Annotated in this window: 15 protein-coding genes and 1 pseudogene; 4 read left to right on the top strand and 12 right to left on the bottom strand. The window is 71.3% G+C overall.

Going from position 1 to position 20383, the window contains the following annotated elements; genetic code table 11:
• The first annotated feature begins 109 nt into the window (after positions 1-109).
• Positions 110-1867 (top strand): tetratricopeptide repeat protein, encoded by a 1758-nt coding sequence (locus D7X96_RS19295; RefSeq protein WP_147468347.1) that lies wholly within the window; start codon positions 110-112, stop codon positions 1865-1867.
• A gap of 4 nt (positions 1868-1871) precedes the next feature.
• On the opposite strand, the gene D7X96_RS19300 is transcribed toward D7X96_RS19295, so the two are convergent.
• The 7 genes from D7X96_RS19300 to D7X96_RS19330 form a co-directional block, all read right to left on the bottom strand.
• The gene (locus D7X96_RS19300; RefSeq protein WP_121724633.1) at positions 1872-2450 is read right to left on the bottom strand and encodes a GNAT family N-acetyltransferase; all 579 of its coding nucleotides are present in this window, start codon (positions 2448-2450) and stop codon (positions 1872-1874) included.
• An 85-nt stretch (positions 2451-2535) separates the two neighbouring features.
• Positions 2536-3765: an ABC transporter permease gene (locus D7X96_RS19305; protein WP_121770392.1), complete on the bottom strand. Its 1230-nt coding sequence runs from the start codon at positions 3763-3765 to the stop codon at positions 2536-2538.
• A gap of 5 nt (positions 3766-3770) precedes the next feature.
• Complete coding sequence (locus D7X96_RS19310) at positions 3771-4931, bottom strand: ABC transporter permease (RefSeq protein ID WP_233609924.1); 1161 nt, start codon at positions 4929-4931, stop codon at positions 3771-3773.
• 74 nt (positions 4932-5005) lie between these two features.
• Entirely contained in the window at positions 5006-5767 is a 762-nt protein-coding gene (locus D7X96_RS19315) for an ABC transporter ATP-binding protein (RefSeq protein ID WP_121723788.1), read from the bottom strand.
• A complete protein-coding gene (locus D7X96_RS19320) occupies positions 5764-7017 on the bottom strand; it encodes an efflux RND transporter periplasmic adaptor subunit (protein WP_120551229.1) in 1254 nt (417 codons plus the stop codon). The genes D7X96_RS19315 and D7X96_RS19320 overlap by 4 nt, the downstream gene beginning before the upstream one ends.
• Positions 7014-8339, bottom strand: a complete 1326-nt coding sequence (locus tag D7X96_RS19325) for a TolC family protein (RefSeq protein WP_120551228.1) — start codon at positions 8337-8339, stop codon at positions 7014-7016. The genes D7X96_RS19320 and D7X96_RS19325 overlap by 4 nt, the downstream gene beginning before the upstream one ends.
• Complete coding sequence (locus D7X96_RS19330) at positions 8336-9034, bottom strand: YIP1 family protein (protein ID WP_121770393.1); 699 nt, start codon at positions 9032-9034, stop codon at positions 8336-8338. The genes D7X96_RS19325 and D7X96_RS19330 overlap by 4 nt, the downstream gene beginning before the upstream one ends.
• A 216-nt stretch (positions 9035-9250) precedes the next feature.
• Between D7X96_RS19330 and D7X96_RS19335 the strand changes: the two genes are divergently transcribed.
• Both D7X96_RS19335 and D7X96_RS19340 read left to right on the top strand, forming a co-directional pair.
• Positions 9251-11833, top strand: a complete 2583-nt coding sequence (locus D7X96_RS19335) for an AAA family ATPase (protein WP_121770394.1) — start codon at positions 9251-9253, stop codon at positions 11831-11833.
• Between the two features lie 2 nt (positions 11834-11835).
• Positions 11836-12699, top strand: coding sequence for a Rossmann-like and DUF2520 domain-containing protein (locus D7X96_RS19340; protein WP_121770395.1), 864 nt, complete (start codon positions 11836-11838; stop codon positions 12697-12699).
• A 47-nt stretch (positions 12700-12746) separates the two neighbouring features.
• Here D7X96_RS19340 and D7X96_RS19345 read toward each other — a convergent pair whose 3' ends face one another.
• Complete coding sequence (locus D7X96_RS19345; protein WP_120551224.1) at positions 12747-14072, bottom strand: hypothetical protein; 1326 nt, start codon at positions 14070-14072, stop codon at positions 12747-12749.
• An 89-nt stretch (positions 14073-14161) separates the two neighbouring features.
• Between D7X96_RS19345 and D7X96_RS19350 the strand changes: the two genes are divergently transcribed.
• Positions 14162-17254 carry a hypothetical protein gene (locus D7X96_RS19350; RefSeq protein WP_121770399.1) on the top strand — a complete coding sequence of 1031 codons (3093 nt, stop codon included), beginning with the start codon at positions 14162-14164 and terminating at the stop codon, positions 17252-17254.
• On the opposite strand, the gene nadD is transcribed toward D7X96_RS19350, so the two are convergent.
• From nadD to D7X96_RS19370, 4 genes and pseudogenes are all read right to left on the bottom strand, one after another.
• A complete protein-coding gene (gene nadD, locus D7X96_RS19355; protein ID WP_120551223.1) occupies positions 17251-17811 on the bottom strand; it encodes a nicotinate (nicotinamide) nucleotide adenylyltransferase in 561 nt (186 codons plus the stop codon). The genes D7X96_RS19350 and nadD overlap by 4 nt on opposite strands.
• Positions 17812-17821: 10 nt before the next feature.
• Entirely contained in the window at positions 17822-18499 is a 678-nt protein-coding gene (locus D7X96_RS19360) for a hypothetical protein (RefSeq protein ID WP_120551222.1), read from the bottom strand.
• 7 nt (positions 18500-18506) lie between these two features.
• Positions 18507-19697 carry an exo-beta-N-acetylmuramidase NamZ family protein gene (locus tag D7X96_RS19365; protein ID WP_121770396.1) on the bottom strand — a complete coding sequence of 397 codons (1191 nt, stop codon included), beginning with the start codon at positions 19695-19697 and terminating at the stop codon, positions 18507-18509.
• A gap of 50 nt (positions 19698-19747) precedes the next feature.
• Positions 19748-20383 (bottom strand): annotated as a pseudogene (locus tag D7X96_RS19370) (adenylate/guanylate cyclase domain-containing protein); the annotation flags it as partial.

Genomic DNA, 20383 nt, shown 5'->3' on the forward strand with positions numbered 1-20383 from the left:
TGATGGCGGTGGATGCCTCCTTCGGGTCGAGGCCCACCGCCTCCCCTGCCCCATCGCGGGCACGGTTCCCCTCGCTACCTCCCAGGTCCTGTCCGTGATTCCCGGGTCCATGCGGACGCCAGGCTGGGTCCGGGCGGCCCTGCTCCTCATCGCTGGATGGCTGGGGCCGAGCTGCGCCGCTCCGTCACCCACGCGTGACGACGCGCGAGCGGCGGCGGTGTCCTCCCCTGCTCCGGCCTCGAGGTCCCTGCGCGTGCGTGTGTACGCGGACGCGGACCACCGTGCGCGGAGCCTCCATTGGGAGCGCGACGTCGAGGCGTGGCTCCAGCGCGCGGGCGAGGCGGTGCGCGAGCCCCTGGGCATCACGTTCGAGCTGGAGTCCGCGCGGGCGTGGGACCGGCGCGGCCCGGACGGTCCGCTGGAGCCGGTGCTGGAGACACTGGAGGCCGTGGACGCGGGCGAGGACGTGGACCTCGTCGTGGGTCTGGTGGCGGCGCCGGCGTCCTTCAGCGGCGCACAGCATGAGCTGGGCTTCGCGCGCGTGCTGGGGCGTCACTGCATCCTGCGAGGCCTGAGCGGGGAGCTGCCGGTGGTGGCGCGGCAGCGGTTGGAGGTGGCGGTCCTGCTGCACGAGTGGGCCCACACGTTGGGCGCGATGCACGTGCGCGACGGACGGGGCTGGATGGCGCCGAAGTACGACGCGGGCCAGCGGGGGTTCGATGCGCGGACGCTCGGGTTGCTGAGCGTGGGGCTGCGGCACCTGCCGGCCGCGCGCGTCGAGTTGGAAGCGCAGAAGGCCTGGGCCCGGGAGCTGCGCGGGGTGGTGGAGGCCTTGAAGGGTCCGGCGTGGGCGGGCCCCGAGCGGGACTTCCTCCTCGAGTGGACGGAGCGGGTGCGCGCCTCCAGTGGAGTGCTGGGACCGGAGGGCACGCCCCGCTCGCTGACACCGCACGAGCGGCAGCGGCTGGCGGAGGTCATCGCCCTGGAGAAGGCGGGCCGGCCGGAGGTGGCCGCGGAGGCGCTGGAGCCGCTGGCCGTGCGGCATCCCCAGGATGAGCGCGTGCAGTTGCTGGCGTGTTACCTCGCCGTGCACCTCACGCCTGGGGCGGACGCCACGCGTGAGCGCTGCGAGCAGGCCATCGCGCGGTTTCCGCGGGAGCCCTCGCTGCGCATGAACGTCGCGCTGCTCCACCTGCACGCGGGCCGCTTCGACGAGGCCCGGGACAGCCTGGTGACGGCACGCGCGAACCTGGAGGCGCGCACGGACGTGGAGCCCGCGCAGTGGGCGGGCCTCGCGGGCCTCTTCCTGCGGGCCCACTGCGTGACGTGGGCGGAGCAGACCGCGGCCCGGGCTCCGGCGCTGGCGGCCTCCGCGTCGGTGCTGGAGCAGGCGGCCCGGTTGCGAAGACAGGTGGCGCTGCCCTCCGGGCCCGGCGTGGATCCCGCGCGTGAAGCGGTGCTGGTGCGCGCGGTGTCCGACGTCGAGGCGCTGCTGCATGCCGGCTCCCCGGCGCCCGCGCGTGAGCGCATCACCTCGCTGGCGAAGGCGTTCCCGGAGCATCCGTCCGTCACGCTCCTGCAATGCGAGCTGCACCTCTTCCAGGGGCGCCTGGGCTCCGCGCGCACCGCGTGCGAACGGGTGCTCGCGCTCCAGGAGGATGCGGTGCAGGCCCACCTGCTGCTCGGCGTGCTGGCGACGAACACGCGGGCGCATGCGCGTGCACGCAAGCACCTGGAGCGGGTCATCGCCCTGGAGCCCTCACGCACGGAGGCGTGGCACCTGCTCGCCCGCGAGTACCGGGGCACGCGGCAGCTGAAGACGCTCCAGGTCCGCTACCGCGAACAGTTCGCGCGCGACCTGCCGTGAGGCCCTATGCGGCCACGGAGGCGCGCCACGCGTCCTCGAGCAGCGCCAGCAGGAAGAGGTCGTTGAACCCTCCCCCGTTCCCGTCGGCCTGGTAGCCGCGCAGCACGCCCTCCTGCTGGAAGCCCGCGCGCGTCAGCGCCTTGTACGACGCGCTGTTGCGCACGTTCACCAGTCCCTCGATGCGGTGCAGGTTCAGCTGCTCGAAGCCGAAGCGGATGAGCGCGGGCAGGACGCCCGTCATCACGCGCTGGCCCCACAGCTCGCGCCCCACCATGTAGCCTACCTCCGCGCGCCGGTCCTTCTGGCTCCAGTTGAAGAGGGTCAGGTAGCCCACGGGCGTCGGGGCCTCTTCGCGCGACAGCACCCACCGGATGCCCTTGCCCTGGCGCATCGCCTCCAGGTCGCCGGTCAGCTTCTGGTGCAGCGTCTCCCGGGACACGGGCACCGTGAAGTTGAGGCTCCGCGCCACGTCCGGGTGCGAGTACAGCGCGATGACCCCGTCCAGGTCCTCGGGGGTGAAGAGGCGCACCCGGTACGGCGCGGGGACGACGGGCAGCGGCAGCGTTTCGTAGGACATGGTCATGCGGAGCAGGCCCCCTGCGGTAGGGACGGGAGCACCCTACCGGCTCCAGCGCCATCACCGCCATGGCGCTGACGTGCGCACGCCCCTACTCCGCGCGCATCGCCTCCACCGGATCCAGCCGCGCCGCGCGCGACGCCGGGTAGATGCCGAAGATGAGCCCCACGCCGCAGCTCATCCCCAGGGACAGCGCCACGGCCCACATGGGCACGCTCATGGGGAACAGCAGCACCCACTTGCCCAGGAAGACGAACCCGAAGCCCAGCCCCAGTCCCAGCACCCCGCCCACGAGCGACAGCATCACCGCCTCCGTGGCGAACTGGCCCAGGATGCGGCGGCGGCGAGCGCCCAGCGCCTTGCGGATGCCAATCTCCCGCGTCCGCTCCGTCACCGACATCAGCATGATGTTCAGGATGCCGATGCCGCCCACCACCAGCGACAGCAGGCACACGCCCACGCCCGCGAGCGCGATGACCTGCGACAGCTCGTTGAAGGACGCCGTCATGGACTCGTTGGTGTGCACCTCGAAGTCGTTCGCGTCCTGGGGCGTGAGGCCCCGGCGGCGGCGCATCAGGTTCACCACCTCGTCCTGCGCCTTCTGGAACGACTCCCCGTCACGCGCCTGGATGTCGATCTCCACCGAGCGGTTCTTGCCGTAGAACTGCTGGAAGGCCCGCATGGGCACGATGGCCTGGTTGTCCTGGCTGGCCATCCCCATGACGCTGCCGCGCTTCTGCAGCACGCCAATCACCTGGAACGGCCGGCCCTGCAGCCGCACCTCGGAGCCCACCGGATCCATGCCCGGGAAGAGCGTGTCCGCCAGGTCCACGCCAACGACCATCACCGGGCGGCCATCCAGCGTCTCCGTCTCGTTGAAGAAGCGGCCCGTCGACACGACGACGCCGCTCGTCTCCAGGTACGTGGGCTCCGTGCCCAGGATGCTCACCGACGGGGGCGTCTCCCGGAACGCCGTGGTCAGCTTCTTGCCCCACTCCTGGGCCATGGGCGTGGCCGCCCCCACCGAGGGACACGACTCCACGATGGCGCGCACGTCCTCGCCGAGCAGGTCCTTGCGCTTGGCGTACTTCGCCCAGTTGATGCGGCCGAAGCCCGTGGGCCACTTCGTCACCTCGAAGGTGTGCGCGCCCAGGCTGCCCAGGTTCTTGTTCACCTGCTCGCGCAGGCCTTCAATCAGCGCCATCATCGTGATGACGGTGGCCACGCCGATGACGATGCCCACCAGCGTCAGCAGCGAGCGCAGCGGGTTGCCCAGGAAGGTGCCCACCGACAGCCGCAGGTTGTCCAGGAAGGCCCGCATCGCGCTTACTCGTAACGGAGTGCTTCCACCGGGTCCAGCTTCGCCGCCCGCGCGGCCGGCCAGATGCCGAAGAGCAGGCCCACCAGCGCCGCGAACGCCACCCCGCTCACCACCGTGCTCGGCCGCACGTCCGCCGCCAGCGGCGTCACCAGGGACACGACCTTGGCCGTGCCCAGCCCCACCACCGTCCCCAGGAGCCCGCCCACCGCGGACACGCTGGAGGCCTCCATCAGGAACTGGAGGACGATGGTGCGCTGACGCGCGCCCAGCGCCCGCCGCACGCCAATCTCCCGCGTCCTTTCGCGCACGGACACCAGCATGATGTTCATGATGCCGATGCCGCCCACCAGCAGGGTGATGAGGCCCACGCCGGTGGCCACCGCGTAGAGCGCGCCGGTGAGCTGCTCATAGGTCGCGGCGAGCGAGTCCGTCCGGTTGACGTTGAAGTCGTCCGGCTGGCCCGGCGGCGTGGCGCGCACGCGCCGCATGATGCCCACCAGCTGGTCCTCCACCTTCGCCATCCGCCCCGCATCCGCCACGGCGATGGCGATCTGCATGGGCCGCCCCTTGCCGAAGTGCGAGTTGAAGGTCTTGAAGGGCATGAACACGGACAGGTCCATGTTCTCCGCGACGACCTTCCCCTTGCGCCCCAGCGTGCCCACCACCTGGAACGGCCGCCCGTCGATGCGCACCGTCTGCCCCAGCGGGCTGATGCTGGGAAAGAGCGAGGCGGCCACGTCCGCGCCCAGCACCGTCACCGCCCGGTTCACCTCTTCGTCCGCGCGGGTGAGGAAGCGTCCGGACACCACCTCGTAGTTGCCAATGGCCTGGTAGTCGCTCCACACGCCGTTGATGCGCACGTTGGAGACCTGGAGGGCGCCGTGCGCCACGTCCGACGTGCGCATCACCGCCGGGGAGATGGCGGTGATGAAGTCCGCCTGGGCGCGCAGCTGCGACACCTGCTCCAGCGTGAAGTTCTTCCGGTTGCGGTACATCCACCAGTTGCCCTTGATCATCCAGGGGTACTTGGAGATGAAGACGGTGTTCGCCCCCAGCGTGGCCAGCTGCTTCTCGAACGACGAGTTGAGCCCCTGGATGATGCCGACGATGGCCAGCAGCGTGGCCACGCCAATGCCGATGCCCAGCGTCGTGAGCACCGTGCGCATCCGGTTCGCCCGGAGGGAGAACACCGCGATGCGGGCCCCCTCCAGCACGTCCACGCGGAAGACCTGCCCGAACTTCACGCGGTCCCCGCCTGCGGCGGAATCACCACGTGCCCGCCCATCGCCACCTCCGGCCCCGGCCCGTCCGCGACGATCTGCCCGTCGCTCAACCGGATGGCCCGGGGACACCGCGCGGCCAGCTTGGGCTCGTGCGTGACGAGCACCAGCGTGTGCCCCGCGCGGTGCAGCTGCTCGAAGAGCTTGACGATCTCCTCGCCGGTGGCCGAGTCCAGGTTGCCCGTGGGCTCGTCCGCCAGGAGCATGGACGGCTCCGACACCAGCGCCCGCGCGATGGCCACGCGCTGGCGCTGACCGCCCGACAGCTCGTTGGGCCGGTGGTGCATGCGGTGCGTGAGCTGCACCTTGTCCAGCGCCGCCTTCGCCCGCTCGCGCCGCTCCTTCGCGTTCATGCCCCGGTACACCAGCGGCAGCTCCACGTTGGCGAGCGCCGTCTCCCTGGGCAGCAGCTGGAACGTCTGGAAGATGAAGCCGATCTCCACGTTGCGGATGACGGCCAGGTCGTCGTCGTCCATGCGCGACACGTCCTTGCCGTTGAGCATGTAGCGGCCGCTGGTGGGCGTATCCAGGCAGCCCAGCACGTTCATCAGCGTGCTCTTGCCGGAGCCGGACTGGCCGATGATGGCCACCCATTCCCCCCGGTTGATGCCAAAGGACACGCCGCGCAGCGCGCGCACCTCTTCACCGCCCACGAAGAAGGCCCGCGTGAGGTCCTCCACCTGGATGAGGGGGCCCGCGTCGGGCGACGAGGTTGACGTCACGACTTGCCCTTCGCCGCGGCCTTCTCCGGCTCGCGCACCGCGTCCCCGTGGGACAGCTCCTTGGACAGCGTGCGGTAGGGGCCCTCCACCACGCGGTCACCGGCCTGCAGGCCCTCCAGCACCTCCAGCTCCGTGTCGGACGCGATGCCGGTGCGCACGCGGCGCACCTGCGCCTTGTTGTCGTTGTCCACCACGAAGACGACCTTGGCCAGCGACTCCGTGCGGCGCTTGGCGGTGAGGGACGTGCCCTCCACCGGCGCCTGGTAGTCCGGCAGCGAGCGCTCGGCGCGCACCGTGACGGCCTGGATGGGCACGAGCACCGCGTCGTTGTGCGTCTCCGCGCTGATGCGCGCCTCGGCGCTCATGCCGGGGAGCACGCCCGGAGGCCGCGCGTCCAGGGCCACGGTGATGGGGAAGCTCGTGACTTCGGCCTCCGTGCCCGGGTTCTTGATGGTGGCCTTCTGGGCGATCTCCACCACGGTGCCGGTGAAGGACTGGCCCTCCAGCGCGTCCAGCGTCACCTCCGCGGGCTGGCCGTACTTCAGGTGGACGACCTCGTGCTCACCCACCTCGAACTTCACCTCCATCTGGTTGAGCGCGGCGATGGTCATCACCACGTCCTCGGAGAAGTCGGAGCCGCGCACGCGCTCGCCCACTTCGCGGGACAGCTCAATCACGTTGCCGTCGATGGGGGACAGGAGCGTGGTGCGCGCCAGGTCCGTGGCGGCCTGCTCCAGCACGGCGCTGCTCTGGGCCACGCGCTGCCGGGCGGCGGCGAGGCGCGCCTCCGCGGTGTCCACCACCGCCTTGGTCTGCTCCACCTCCGCGGCGGACGCGAGCCCCTTCTCCGCCAGCCCCTGCACGCGGGCCAGCTCCGCGCGCTGGCGCACGGCTTCCACGTCCGCCACCTGGACCTCGGAGCGGGCCGCGTCGCGCGACGCGGTGGCCTGCTTCACGGCCGCTTCGTAGTAGCGCTTGTCGATCTGCCCCAGCACCTGCCCCTTGGTGATGGCGTCTCCGTCCTTCACCTTGAGGGAGACCAGGTCTCCGGACAGGTTGGAGGAGATCTTCACCGTGGTGGCCGCCTGCACCTTGCCCGCGCCGGTGATGGTGCGGGTGATGGTGCCCTTGCGGGCCTTGGCCATCTGGACTTCCTGCGTCGGGGGCGGCCGGTCCTTCAGGCCTCCCACGGTGATGGCCGCCGCACCAAGCAACAGCACACCGGCGATTGCCGCCTTCCACCACGTCATTGTGCGTCTCCCGGATTCAGCGTGCCCATGGCCCGGAACAGGGCATAGCGGGCGATTTCGACATCGATGCGGCTCTGGAGCAACACCAGCTCCGCCTGCGTCAACTTGAGCTGCGCGTCTCGCACGTCCAGCGTGGAGCCGGCGCCCGCGCGGAAGCGCTCCTCCGCCAGCGCCAGGCCCTGCTGGGCGACCGCGCGGTTGGCCGTCGCGAGCTGCGCGGAGGCAATCTGTCCCTCCAGCACCTGGTGGGAGCGGCGCACCTCCGCCTCCAGCTCCCGCGCCGTCTGCGCGAACGTCAGCTCCGCCTTGCGGATGTTGACCGCGGCGCGCGCGGACTGGGCGTTCGTGGCGAAGCCGTTGAACAGGTCCCACGTCAGGTTGATGCCGCCCGTGAAGATGTTGCCGTAGCCGGGCTCGCTGAAGAACGAGCCCGGGGCCTGGCTGCCGTGCGAGTACTGCGCGGACAGGCCCACGCGCGGGATGTAGTCACCCTGCACGATGGCCCGCTGCAGCTCCGCCACCTGCACGCGCTGCTGGAGCGCCTTGAGCAGGGCCCGGTGCTCGCGGGCCTGCTGGAGGGCCGCGTCCAGGGCGGGCGCCGGCGCGGGCTCCTGCTGGAGCACGCCGGGGTCCACCGCCTGGAGCAGCTCGGTGCCAGGGCGCGCCAGCCACACGGCCAGCTGCACCTGGTCCGCCACCAGCTGGTTCTGGCGCTGCACGACGTTGATGCGGTCGTTGCCCAGGTTGACCTGGGCGGCGATCTCCTCCGACTTGCCCACGCGGCCCGCGTTGAAGAGGGCGCGCGCGCGCTCCAGCTGCTCCTCGCTGCGCTGCGCGGTGGCCTTGAGCACGTCCAGCGACGCCTGCGACAGGAAGAGCGCGTAGAAGCGGCGGATGGCCTCCAGCTCGGAGGTGTCCGCCTCTTCGATGGACTGGTTGCGCGTGGCGTCCACGTTGACGCCCGCCTGCTCCAGCTGCTTCCAGAGGCCTCGGTTGTAGATGACCTGCGACAGGCCCAGGGACGCGGAGTAGCTGTCCGCCGTGTTGGAGGAGCTGACCACCTCTCGCGTGACGGTCTCCGTCTCGCTGATGGGCACGCTGAAGACCTGCCGGCGCCGGCCCAGGTATTGGAGGTTGGGGCCCAGGTTGAGCTGCACCTGGGGCAGGAGGCTGGAGCGCGCCACGCGCTGGTCCTCCTGGGCCACGGCGACGTCCAGCGCGGCCTGGAGCGCCTGGGTGTTCTTGCGGCCCAGCTGGCGCGTCTCCTCCAGCGTGATGGGCGTGGCGGTGAGCAGCGTGGCGACGACGAGGAAGGCGCTCACTTCGCACCTCCCGCCGGCAGGCCAATGAAGAAGACACCCGCGTACATGAGGTACATCACTCCAATGAGCGCCAGCGCCCGGCCCAGGCGCATGCCGGTGGCGGTGGAGAAGCCCACGCCCAACAGGCCCACGCTCCAGAGGTTGAAGAAGTCCACGCCCTTGAGCACCCGCTGCATCTTCGGCGACAGGCCGTCCAGCATGGCCAGGCTGGAGGGCACGAGCGTCTGCGCGCGCAGGTCGGTGAGCGAGTGCTGGTAGCCCGCGCACACCGCATAGATGAGGTGGTACAGCGCGATGGGCAGCAGCGCCACCGCGGCGGCGGCCATCAGCTGGCCGAAGGCGGCGGGCTTGTTGAAGAGCCACGCGGCGACCCAGAGGACGCACGCGAGCACCAGCACCATCAGGGGCATCACGATGAGCCCGTTGGCGATGCCGCCCACCAGCGCCTTGCGCGACGCCGTCTGGATCTGCTCGGCGATGTCGGACTCGGAGACGCTGGACGCGGTGGAGTCCGTGGGCAGGGCGCTCACGACGGAGCCGGTGGCGTCCCAGCGAAGGGCGAAGACGGTGCCGGAGATGGCCACGCAGAAGGCGAGGATGAGGAGGGGCCACAGCCAGCGCCGGGCCTCGACGGCGGCGCGCGTGCCACCAATGGGGTCGACAAAGACGCGCGCCGGTTGAGCAAGGGAGGTCATAGGGATGGGGTCTCAGGGCGGATTACGCAGCCCTCCCGGAGTGATTGCCCGGTCCCTTGAATTGAGTCGGGAAACGGGCGGGCAGCCAAACGAAATCCGGCCGCACCCCAAGGTTTATCGTGCCTTGCATCCATCCTGTAGCGGTCTGTAGCCTAAATTTTGCGGCGGAGCGGCGGACGGTGTATTCCGCTCGGCTGGACGCTTGCCGGAGCATGAATGGTCGACAGCACGGATCTCGCCCAGGTTCTCCATGAGGCGCATGACATCGCCCGCAGCGTCGCCCAGAAGCCCACGTCGGCCCACGTGTTGCTGGCGCTCTTCACGGTGGAGAACCGCGCCCAGCTCCTCCTGAAGGAGAAGGGCGTGGACGAGGACGCGCTGCTCCAGCTCATCACGGAGGCCCCGGCGGAGACGGGCCACGTGGTGCAGGAGCTGACCGCGCGCGCCCGGGAGCTGGCTACCACCACAGGAGAAGGAGAGGCGCACTGCCTCCACCTGCTCATCGCCATCATCCGAAAGCGCTGCGCCGCGAGCGACCTCCTGGGCCGCACGGGCCTGGACCTCATCTCCCTGTCAAACACCGCCCTCGCCTACTGCACTAACGGTCGTGGGCCGCCGCGCCGGCTCCAGCCGGGCTACGGCCAGGCGGTGGCCACGCGCGCGCCGGTGAGCCGCCCGGTGGGCGCACCGCCGTCTCCCCTGCCCTCCGCCACGTTCGCGCTGAGCGTGCCGCGCCCCGCGCCCATCACCACGCCCCCGGTGACGACGCCTCCTCCGCCGGTCACGCGCTCGACGCCCGCGCTGTCGCCGCGGGATCTCATCGACGTGGACGAGGACGACGTGACGCAGGACGCCGCCGCGGAGGTCCTGCCGCCGCCGATGCCGCGCATGGCGCCGACCGCGCCCGCGGCCCCGGTGGCCCGCGCGACGCCGCCCCCCGCGCCCGTGGCGCCGCCTGCGCCGGTGGCCCGTCCGTCCTCGACGCCGTCCTCGCAGGCCAAGGGTCAGCCGCTGACGCTGGACGCCAAGGCGTTCCCGATGCTCACGTCGCTGGGCCGCAACCTGAGCCTGGCCGCGCGCGATGGGAAGCTGGACCCGGTGGTGGGCCGCGCTCGGGAGGTCGAGGAGGTCATCGACATCCTGGGCAAGCGCCGCACCAACAACCCGTGCCTGCTGGGCGAGCCCGGCGTGGGCAAGACGGCGGTGGTGGAGGGCGTGGCGCAGCGGCTTCTGGGGCTGCGCGGCACGCTGGCGGAGAAGATCCTCGTCGAGCTGGACATGGCCACGCTGGTGGCGGGCACGCAGCTGCGCGGCTCGTTCTCCGAGAAGCTCAACGCGCTGAAGGAAGAGGTACGGCGGGCCGAGGGGCGCGTGGTGGTCTTCATCGATGAGATCCACACGCTGGTGGGCGCGGGCTCCACGGGCGAGGGCCCGCAGGACGCGGCCAACGAATTGAAGACGGCGATGGCTCGCGGCGAGTTCCCCTGCATCGGGGCGACGACGCACGACGAGTACCGCAAGTTCATCGCGGCGGACCCGGCGCTGGAGCGCCGCTTCACGCCGGTGGTGGTGAACGAGCCGTCGGTGCCGGAGACGGTGCAGATCCTCCAGGGCATCATCGGGCGCTACGAGGAGCACCACGCGCTGCGCTACCTGCCGGAGGCGCTGCAGGCGGCCGCGTCGCTGGCGAGCCGCTACGTGACGGACCGGTTCATGCCGGACAAGGCCATCAGCGTGGTGGACCTGGCGGGCAGCCGCTGCCACCGCGAGGGCAAGCACCGGGTGGACGCGGCGGACGTGGCGCGCGTGGTGGCGAAGCTGGCGGGCGTGCCGGAGGAGCGGCTGCTCATGAATGACTCCGCGCGGCTGCTCCGGTTGGAGAACGACCTGGCGGAGCGCGTGATTGGCCACGGCGACGCGGTGGTGCGGATCGCCCGGGTCATCCGCCGCAACTACGCGGGCTTCGCGTCGCGCCGGCCCATGGGCAGCTTCCTCTTCCTGGGCCCCACGGGCGTGGGCAAGACGGAGATGGCGCGGGCGCTGGCGGAGGTGCTGTTCGGCAACCGGGACGCGCTGGTGCGCCTGGACATGAGCGAGATGTCCGAGTCCCACGGCGTGTCGCGCCTCATCGGTTCGCCCGCGGGCTACGTGGGCTTCGGCGAGGGCGGGCAGCTGACGGAGCCGGTGCGCCGGCGGCCGTCGTCGGTGGTGGTGCTGGACGAGATCGAGAAGGCGCACCGCGAGGTGCAGATGCTGCTGCTCCAGGTGCTGGAGGAGGGGCGGCTGACGGACGGCAAGGGCCGGCACATCGACTTCTCGAACACGGTCATCGTGATGACCACGAACCTGGGCGCGGAGGCGTTCAACCGCACGGGCCGCGCGGTGGGCTTCGGCGCGGCGGACGCGGCCGAGGGCAAGGCGCTGGACCTGGCGTCGGACACGGCGCGCAAGGCGCTGCCGCCGGAGCTGTGGAACCGCATCGATGAGCGGCTGCCGTTCCGTCCGCTGGCGGAGCAGGAGGTGGCGAAGATCGCCACGCTCATCCTGGCGGAGAGCAGCAAGCGGCTCGCGACGGAGCGCGGCATCGTCTACACGGCGGGCACGGACGTGGTGGGGCACCTGCTGAAGTCCGGCGGCTTCGACCCGATGCTGGGCGCGCGCCCCATGCGCCAGGTGGTGCAGCGGCTGGTGGAAGGCCCGCTGGCGGAGCGCATCCTCTCCGGCGAGTTCGGCGCGGGAGACCGCGTGCGCGTGGCCGTGCAGGCCGGTCAGCTCCAGTTCGCGCGGGACGCCGCCTGACGGTGGCGCGGCGAGGCGGGAGCGGCACGGCGAAGGCCAAGCGCGTTCCCGTGGTCATCGTTGGCGCGGGGCGGCTCGGTGGCGCGCTCGCGTTGGCGTTGCAGGCGAAGCGCTGGCCCGTGCGCGTGCACTCGCGCGACGACGCGGGCCGCGAGCGCACGCGGGCCCTGGGTCTGAAGCCCGCGACCCCGGCGGACCTGAAGAAGGCTCGCGTCTGCGTGCTGTGCGTTCCGGACGCGGCGGTGCCTTCCGTGTCCGAAGCCCTGTCCCGCGAGCTGCCGCGCACGGTGGCGCTGGTGCACACCGCGGGCGCCCTGCCCCTCTCCGCGCTGGGCACGCAGCGGGGGCGCGCGGTGGGCTCGTTCCATCCGCTCTGCGCCGTGTCCTCCGCTCGGGACTCACTCGCGGGCCACACCGCGGCCATCAGCACGCGCTCCCCTGCCCTGCGCGCCGTGCTCCAGCGCATGGCGGAGGACGTGGGCTTCGCGATGTTCGACGTGCCCGAAGCGCACCGGGCCGCCTACCACGCGGGCGCGGTGCTGAGCGCGGGCGGACTGGTGGCCCTGGCGGACGCGGCGGTATGCGCGCTGGGTGCGGCGGGCATCGAACCGGAAGCCGCGCTGAAGGCCCTGCTGCCGCTGATGCGCTCGGCGCTACGAGGCATTGAAGCGCGCGGCCTCTCAGGCGGACTCACCGGCCCCATCGTCCGGGGAGACGCGGGCGTCGTCGCGGCGCACCTCGCGGCGCTGCCTGAAGACATCGCCCCGCTCTACGCGCAGCTCTCGCGGCGGGCCCTGCGCCTGGCCTCGGACCGGCTCCGTCCGGAGGCACGTACCGCGCTGGAGGCCCTGCTCGCGAAGAAGTGACGGCGCGCGCCCCGGTGACCCCGGACGCGCGCCCCTCCCACCGGTGACTAGGTGAGGATGATGCGCGGGCTCTGCAGCGCGCGGCGCACGATGGCCAGCGCCTGCTCGGAGGCGGCCTCGGCCTCCGTGAGGCGGCGCAGGCAGACGTCGCCGCCCGTCGCCACGGAGCGCTTCAGGTCCGCCAGCAGCGTCAGCGCCGCCTGCAGCATCTCCTTGCCCTGCGGGGACTCCGCGGCCGGCTTGCCCGCCGCCTGCGACACGTGCGCCGTGAAGCGCTGCACCGCGTCCATGGTCGCGTTCGGGTCGTACTTCTCCAGCATCGGCTTCAGCCGCTCCGGGTTGATGCGGATGAGGCGCAGCGCGCCGACCTTCTGGAAGGCCGGGTGCACCAGGCCAATCTCCGACATCTCGAACGCGCCCAGCAGGCCCTCGTCCGGCGCGCGGTGCGAGTGCGGCACCACGTCCACGAAGAGCGCCAGCGGATCCGCGCCCTGCTTGAACGCCTCCAGCTCCTCGTCATCCAGCGGCGGGAAGCTCGCGGGCGTGCCGATGAAGAGCAGCGGCAGCACCACGTCGTGCCAGAACTCCTCCGGCGCGGAGCCCGTGCCGCCCACCGTCGCCACCAGGTGCGTCAGCAGCTCCGCGAGGCGCGGGGCGCGCTCGGCCTGCTCCGCCAGCGTCTTGCCCTGCTCCATGCGCTGCAGCGACGTGACAATCTGCCCCTCGAACTGCTGGCGGGCCTCCGGCGGCAGCGGCGGCTGGGTGCGGCCCAGCGCGTCACGCACGTCGCGCGCCAGCGCGTCCGTCTTCGACTCCAGGGCCTGCTTCGCCTTGGCCGAATCCACCACGATGAACTGGAGGAAGCCCGGGTCGAACAGGCGCTGGTAGTCCTGGGGGCCCAGCCGCTGGGGCTGACCGCCGCCCAGGGCCTGCGCCGGGTTGGTGCCGAACTTCACCTGCCCCAGCGAGCGGCGGATGTCAGCGGCCAGGTCGTCCAGCCGCGTCAACTTGCCCTGCACCAGCGCGTCCATCACCGCCCCGAACGGGGACAGCATGATGATGGCCTCGGGGAAGCCCAGCGAGGCGCCCTCCGGCGAGTCCCGGTTGGGGAACCAGAAGGCCTGGTGCTCGGAGATGAGGCGCAGCGCGAAGCCGCCCGCAAGGCCCAGCGCCGCGCCCTGGTGGTTCGGGTTGTTCGGGTCGAAACGACCGCCCAGCAGTTGGATGACCGACTTCTCCACGTCCGCCCACGCCGCCTTCGTCAGGTCGACCGGCGCGCCGCTGGCCTTCTCCAACGCGGCGGAAAGCTGGAGCTGCGCATTGTGCACGTGCTGCGGGACGGGGAGCCCCTGGGGCTCGGCGGGTTCGGTCATGGGAAAGGTTCCTGTGGGGAAAGCGACGCGTTCCCTTACCGTGAAAAACGCGTTCGTGACTACGATTTGTGCTCGGTAGGATGCCCGCCATGTCAGCTTCTCGCGGGCCCGCCCGCCAGCCCGCCATCCTCGCCTGTCTCCTGCTGCTGACATCGGGGTGTGCCTTCGTCGCACCCCGTTTTCCGCAGAACGTCCAGGCGTCGTTCGCCCGCGACGAGATGCACAAGCTGACGACGCGCTCCCTGGAGCTTTACTACCCGGTGCACCTGCGTGCGACGGCGCTGCGGATGGCCGCCCGGATGGAAGGCTGCGTGGACCGGCTGCGCACGGACGCGTGGAGCAAGGCCGAGCGCAAGCGCGTCCTCGTCTACCTGACGAGCGCGGACTTCAACAACGCGTACGTCCAGTCGGAGTTCGCCAGCACGCCGCAGCAGATGGTGCTGCCGCAGCACATGACGCTGGAGCAGTTCAACCTGCTGGGGCTGGGAGAGACGGACATCGGCGACGTCGCCTGCCACGAGTCCGTCCACTACGTGCAGATGCAGCAGGTGGGCGGCCTGTGGAACGTGCTGAACAAGGTCACCGGCGGCCTCTTCCAGCCGAACATCTTCACCGAGTCCTGGTTCCTGGAGGGCCTGGCCACCTACTACGAGGGCCGGCTGGGCAAGGACACGGGGCGCCCGTACAGCCCGGTGTGGCGCGGCTGGTGGGAGGGCGCGGTGCAGGCCCGCAAGGGCGAGCTCAACGCGGGCTACCTGTCCCCGGAGAACCGCGCGCTGGATCCGTTCGGCGGCAACTACCTGACCGGCATGCACTTCGTGGAGTACCTGGCGAAGACCTACGGCGAGAAGCGCCTGTGGAAGCTGGTGGAGGAGCAGGGCAACTCCCTCTTCCCGCCCATCGCGGTGACGCTGCGGTTCAAGCGGGTGTACGGCAAGGACATCGGGTCGCTGTTCAGCGAGTTCGAGGAGAGCCTCCAGAAGGACCTCCAGCTGCGCGAGCGTCCCGCCACGCAGCAGGTGCTGGTGCGGGAGGCGGGCTACTTCTCGCGGCTCGCCGCGAACCCGGCCGACGGCAGCACGGCGCTCTTGAGCGTGGGCCGTGAAGACATCACCCACCTCACCGTGCGCGAGCGCGACGGCCGCGAGCGCTTCAGCCGCGCGCTGGTGCGGCTGCTGCCGGGGCGCCGGTGGGTGGTGGCCAGCCCGTCGCTGGTCAGCGGCATGACGTTCAGCCGCGACGGCCAGTGGCTGTACCTGGTCAGCGCGGACGTGGACTCGGTGGGCAGCTACACGGGGAAGCTGTGGCGCGTGGACACGCGCACGGGCGACGTGGTGCGGATATGGGACGACCTGGTGGGCATGGGCGGCGACCTCACGGCGGACGGCAGGTCCTACGTGTTCGTGGAGACGCTGGGTGACGCGGCCAATCTCGTCCGGTTGGACCTGGAGAGCGGCCAGCGCGAGCGGCTGACGGACTTCCAGGCGCACACGGCGCTGGGCACGCCCGTGACGTCACCGGATGGCGGACGGTTCGTGTTCCCCATGACCGGCGCGCAGGGTTGGGACCTGGTGCTGCGCGAGCCGGATGGTTCGCTGCGCTGGCTCACGCGGGACGGGCTGTTCAACTACTCGCCCCGGTGGCTGGACGATGATCACCTCGTGTTCCTGCGCGAGCACGAGGGCCGGCTCCAGGCGCACGTGATGACGGTGCCCACGCGGCGCATCGCCCGTGTGACGGACGCGCCGGTGCTGGTGCTCGACGCGGCGCCCGCGGGCGGGGACGCCGTGGTGTTCCTCAACCGCGACGGCATCAACTTCACCGTGGACCGCGCGCCGCTCACCGAGGCCCTGGCGCAGCTGCGCTCCACGCCCGCGACCGTCGCGACCGTGCCCGCGCCGGAGCCGGTGGCGAAGAGCACGGACGGGCAGGACGGCTTCGTCTCCTTCCCCGGTCAGCCCACGGCCGCGGCGGATGCCCCCACGCTGGAGGCCGCTCCCGAGGCCGTCGTGGCGCCTCCGCCGCCGCCGGTGGATCCCGCCCATGACGTGGACGCGCCGGTGACGCCTCCGGCCGTCGTGGGCCACGCGGTGGACGTGCTGACGGACGAGCCCTATTCGCCGCTCGAGGGCTTCTTCATCCCGAACTACCGGGTCCCCTACTTCTACACGGTCCCCAACGACGTCGACGAAAACGACCCGTACTTCGCGGGAGGCATCTCCATCGCGGGGCAGGACCGGCTGGGCTTCAACGCCTACGCGCTCACGCTCACCTACGACCTGAAGGTGAAGGAGCCCGGCGTGTCGTTCGCGTACGGCAACGCGATGCTGTCGCCCTTCTACATCCAGGTCTCCGCGTCGCGCCTGCGCGAGGACGACCGCACGGACATCCAGGCCACGGCGTTCGCGTCGCGCACGTTCTGGACCACGCCCGTGAGCTTCGGCGTGCTCGCGCTCGACCGCCGCTTCGACGCCACGGAGCGCCGGCCCGCCATCACCACCCGCCTCATTGGCCCGGAGGTCGCCGCGTCGTACTTCGCCGGCGAGGGCACGTCCTACGGCGGCACGCAGCGCGGCCTGGGCCTGTCCGTGAGCGGCGGCGTCTTCCCGAAGGCCTTCACGCTCGACTCCACCATGGGCGACGTGCGCCTGGGCGTGGACGGCTACCTGGGCGGCCTGCCCTTCACCGGCAAGGACAACCTCCAGCTCTCCGTCGCGGGCCGAGCCCTGCCCGGCGCGCCCGAGGGCCTCCTGGAGGTCGGCGGCATCCTCCCGGGCCAGGCCTTCTTCATCAACCGCGACACCACCTCGGAAGGAGGCCTGCCGCTCCAGCTGCAGCCGGGCCTGGCCTTCAGCGAGTACCTGCGCGGCTACGAGGACCACACCTTCCGCGCGCGCAACGTGCTGCTCGCCAACGCGCGCTACCGCTACCGCTTCATCATCGACTACGGCTGGGCGTCCACGCTGTGGGTGCTGCCGTCGCTCTTCGTCAGCCAGGTGGAGCTGGACGCGTTCGGTTCCATCGCGCGCACGGACAACCGGGACAACCACGCGGCGGTGGGTGGCATGGCCACGCTGCGGCTCAGCGTGGGCCAGGCCTACGCGCTGTCCTTCTTCTACCAGTACGCCCACCGCTTCGATGACGGCTTCGGCGACCTGCACCTCATCGGGCTGACGTTCTAGCGGGCGCCGCGCAGGCCATACAGGCCCTCTTCCCGCGCCACCTGGAGCGCCGCGGAGGGCACCAGCTGCGACGGCTCGATGCCGCGCGCCAGCTGCTCCCTCACCTGCGTGGAGGACACCTCCGCCAGCGGCGGCCCCACCGTGTCCGGCGCCGGGTAGCCCGCGCGGTAGAGGACAATGACGCGCGCCATCCGCTGGATGCGGTCGAAGTCCTTCCAGTTCGGCAAATCCCGCAGGATGTCGCTGCCGATGATCAGCGAGAAGCGCGTGTCCGGATGCCGCTCCACCAGGAACGACAGCGTGTCCACCGTGCGTCCGCCGCCGCCCAGCTCGCGCTCCACCAGACTCGTCTGGAGCCAGCCGGACGTCTCCCGGCAGAGCGCGTCACACATGCGCACGCGCGCGTCGAAGGACTCCAGCTGCTTGCCGAACGGATGGTGGAACGTGGGCATCAGCCACACCGCGTCCACACCTTGCGTCGCGTGGACGTAGGAGGCCGCCATCAGGTGGCCCACGTGCGGCGGGTTGAACGAGCCTCCGAGCAGCGCGACCTTCACGGCGGGCCTCTTATTTGACGGTGAGCTTCGTCGAGCGCGTGTCGACCTGCAGCACCCGGGGCGGCAGCACCAGGTGTCCATCCAACCGGAACGCGGAGAAGCTCAGGTTGCGCTCCGCCTTCTCCAACAGGCCGCACGTCTGCTCCGCGGCCCCCACCAGCCGGCCCGGCGTCACGAAGTAGCGCGGGCCAATCTGCACCACCGCGGGATCCGGCTCCTTGCCGTGGATGAACACCAGCGCGTTGAGCAGGTCGTCCCGCACCAGGTCGTTCTTGTCATGCACCACGCAGCAGAGCGTGTCCCCCACCAGGTCCATGGCCTTGTTGGCCACGGAGGGGTCCCGGTACGCCAGCGAGTCGCGCTCCGGCACGCGCACGAAGCGCTCCATCACCAGCCGCCGGTCATCTTCCGACGCCAGGTCCGCGGGGGCCTCGCGGGACGCGGCCGTGCGCGACAGGCCCTCCTGGGGCGGCGCCACCAGCCACTGCGTCACGTCCGCCAGGAAGTCCGCGTCGGAGTACTCGCGCCCGCCCCGGCTCTTCTTGCGGCGCCACAGCACCCACTCATCCAGGTCCGTGTAGCGCGCGCCGGTGAAGAGGAAGCGGCGGGCGCCCTTCGACCGCAGCAGTTCATACGCCGCGTCGAAGGCGTCCAGGTCGCCGTGGGTATCGGAGAAGACGCCAATCACGTGAGGGTCACCGCGAGGAAGCGTACAGCAGGGCGGGCTCGCGGTGCTTGCGGAAGGCCTCCGTCTGCAGCTCGAAGCCCTCCAGCATCCGGTCCAGGCTCCAGCCCTCCTCGATGCCGCGACGCACCTGGTCGGTGCCGCACAGGAGGTCGAAGGCGGGCACGTCCTCCACGAACTCGTACGCGTCCGCCCGCCAGGCGAACTGCCCCGGGCCAATGTCGTGCAGCGCCTGGGTGATGGCGATGCCTGTGCGCAGCGGCTGGAACACCTTGCGGTCCGTGACGTGGATGAAGGCCCCGTTGCACGACTGGCCCTTGAACTTGTCGAACGTGGGGGTGAAGCCCACCGGACGGAAGGCCACGCCCGGCAGCCGCTCCCGGTCCAACCGCGCCATCAGCTTGTCGGTGTCCACCCACGGCGCGCCGAACTGCTCGAAGGGCCGGCAGGTGCCGCGGCCCTCCGACACGTTGGTGCCCTCCAGCTGGCACATGCCCGGGTACACCAGCGCCGTGTCCGCGGTGGGCATGTTGGGCGACGGCGGCAGGAACGGCAGGCCCGTGTCGCTCCAGTACATGTCGCGCGTCCAGCCCTCGCACGGCACCACCGTGAGGTCGCAGCCAAAGCCCTCCTGCGCGTTGAACAGCCGCGCCAGCTCCCCCGCCGTCATGCCGTGGCGGTTGGGCAGCGCGTACAGCCCGACGAAGGAGCGGAACTTCTCCCCCACCAGGTTGCCCTCCAGCGTCACGCCATCCAGCGGGTTGGGCCGGTCCAGCACGCAGAAGGGCACGCGGGCCTGGGCGGCGGCCTTCATCGCCAGGGCCATGGTGTAGACGTAGGTGTAGTAGCGGCTGCCCACGTCCTGGATGTCGAACACCAGCGCGTCCAGCCCCTTCAGCCACTCCTGGCGCGGGGACAGCGACTCGAAGGTGGAGCCGTAGAGGCTGTGCACCGGGACGCCCGTCTTGCGGTCGCGCGCCTCGTCCACGGCCACCATGTACTGGGCCTCGCCGCGGATGCCGTGCTCCGGTCCGAAGAGCGCCGCCAGCGTCACGCCGTCCGTGCTGGCCAAGAGGTCCGCCAGGTGGCGGAAGCGCGAGTCCACGCTCGTGGGATTCACGATGGCGCCCACGCGCTTGCCCTTGAGCGCGGAGAAGCCCTGCGCGGCCCACACATCCAGTCCCGTCCTCACCTTCGTCACGTTCGTCCGCCTCGTCCCACGGCCTCGCGCGGGCGCAGGAATGATCAGTTCTAGGGGAGCCGCTTGAGCGCGTCCGCCGCCGCCTGCTTCGAGTCACAGGTGCCCAGGTTGAGGAACCCTCCGGCCGACCCTTCATTCGGGCCGCCGTCCTCCGCCAGGGATTCCAGCGCGCCGCGCGCGTCCTCCAGGCGCAGGCCGCCCACGGCCGTCGCCGCGCTGGCGCGCACGCCGCACTGCTCGTGCTTCAAGAGCGAGATGAGCCGGGACTGCGCGCGGCCGTTGCCGTCCTTGCGCACCGCCGCCGCGTAGTGGACCACCGCGGCGCTCATGTTGCCCTGCGCCTCCTCCAGGCGCCCGCTGAGGTAGGCGCGCTGATCCGCCTCCTCCAGCCGGATGAGCCGCTTCGCCTCGTTCACCTTCTGGACCTTCTCCGCGCCGGTGGCGCCCTCCACGTCGCGGATGGCGCGCATCGCGGGGCCCCCGCCGAAGACGAGCAGCCCTCCGCCCAGGAGCACCACCGCCAGCAGCAGGCCGCACACGCCCCAGCCCGCCCGGGTGGACGACACCTTCGTCGTGATGGAGGGAGGCAGCTTCGCGTACACGCGCGCCCAGAGCGCATCCGTCGCGGTGCGCGCCTGCTGGCCCAGCACGGAGGCCCGCTGCCCCACCGCGGCCCCCACCACCGC

The sequence above is a fragment of the Corallococcus interemptor genome (assembly GCF_003668875.1).
GTDB classification, from domain to species: domain Bacteria; phylum Myxococcota; class Myxococcia; order Myxococcales; family Myxococcaceae; genus Corallococcus; species Corallococcus interemptor.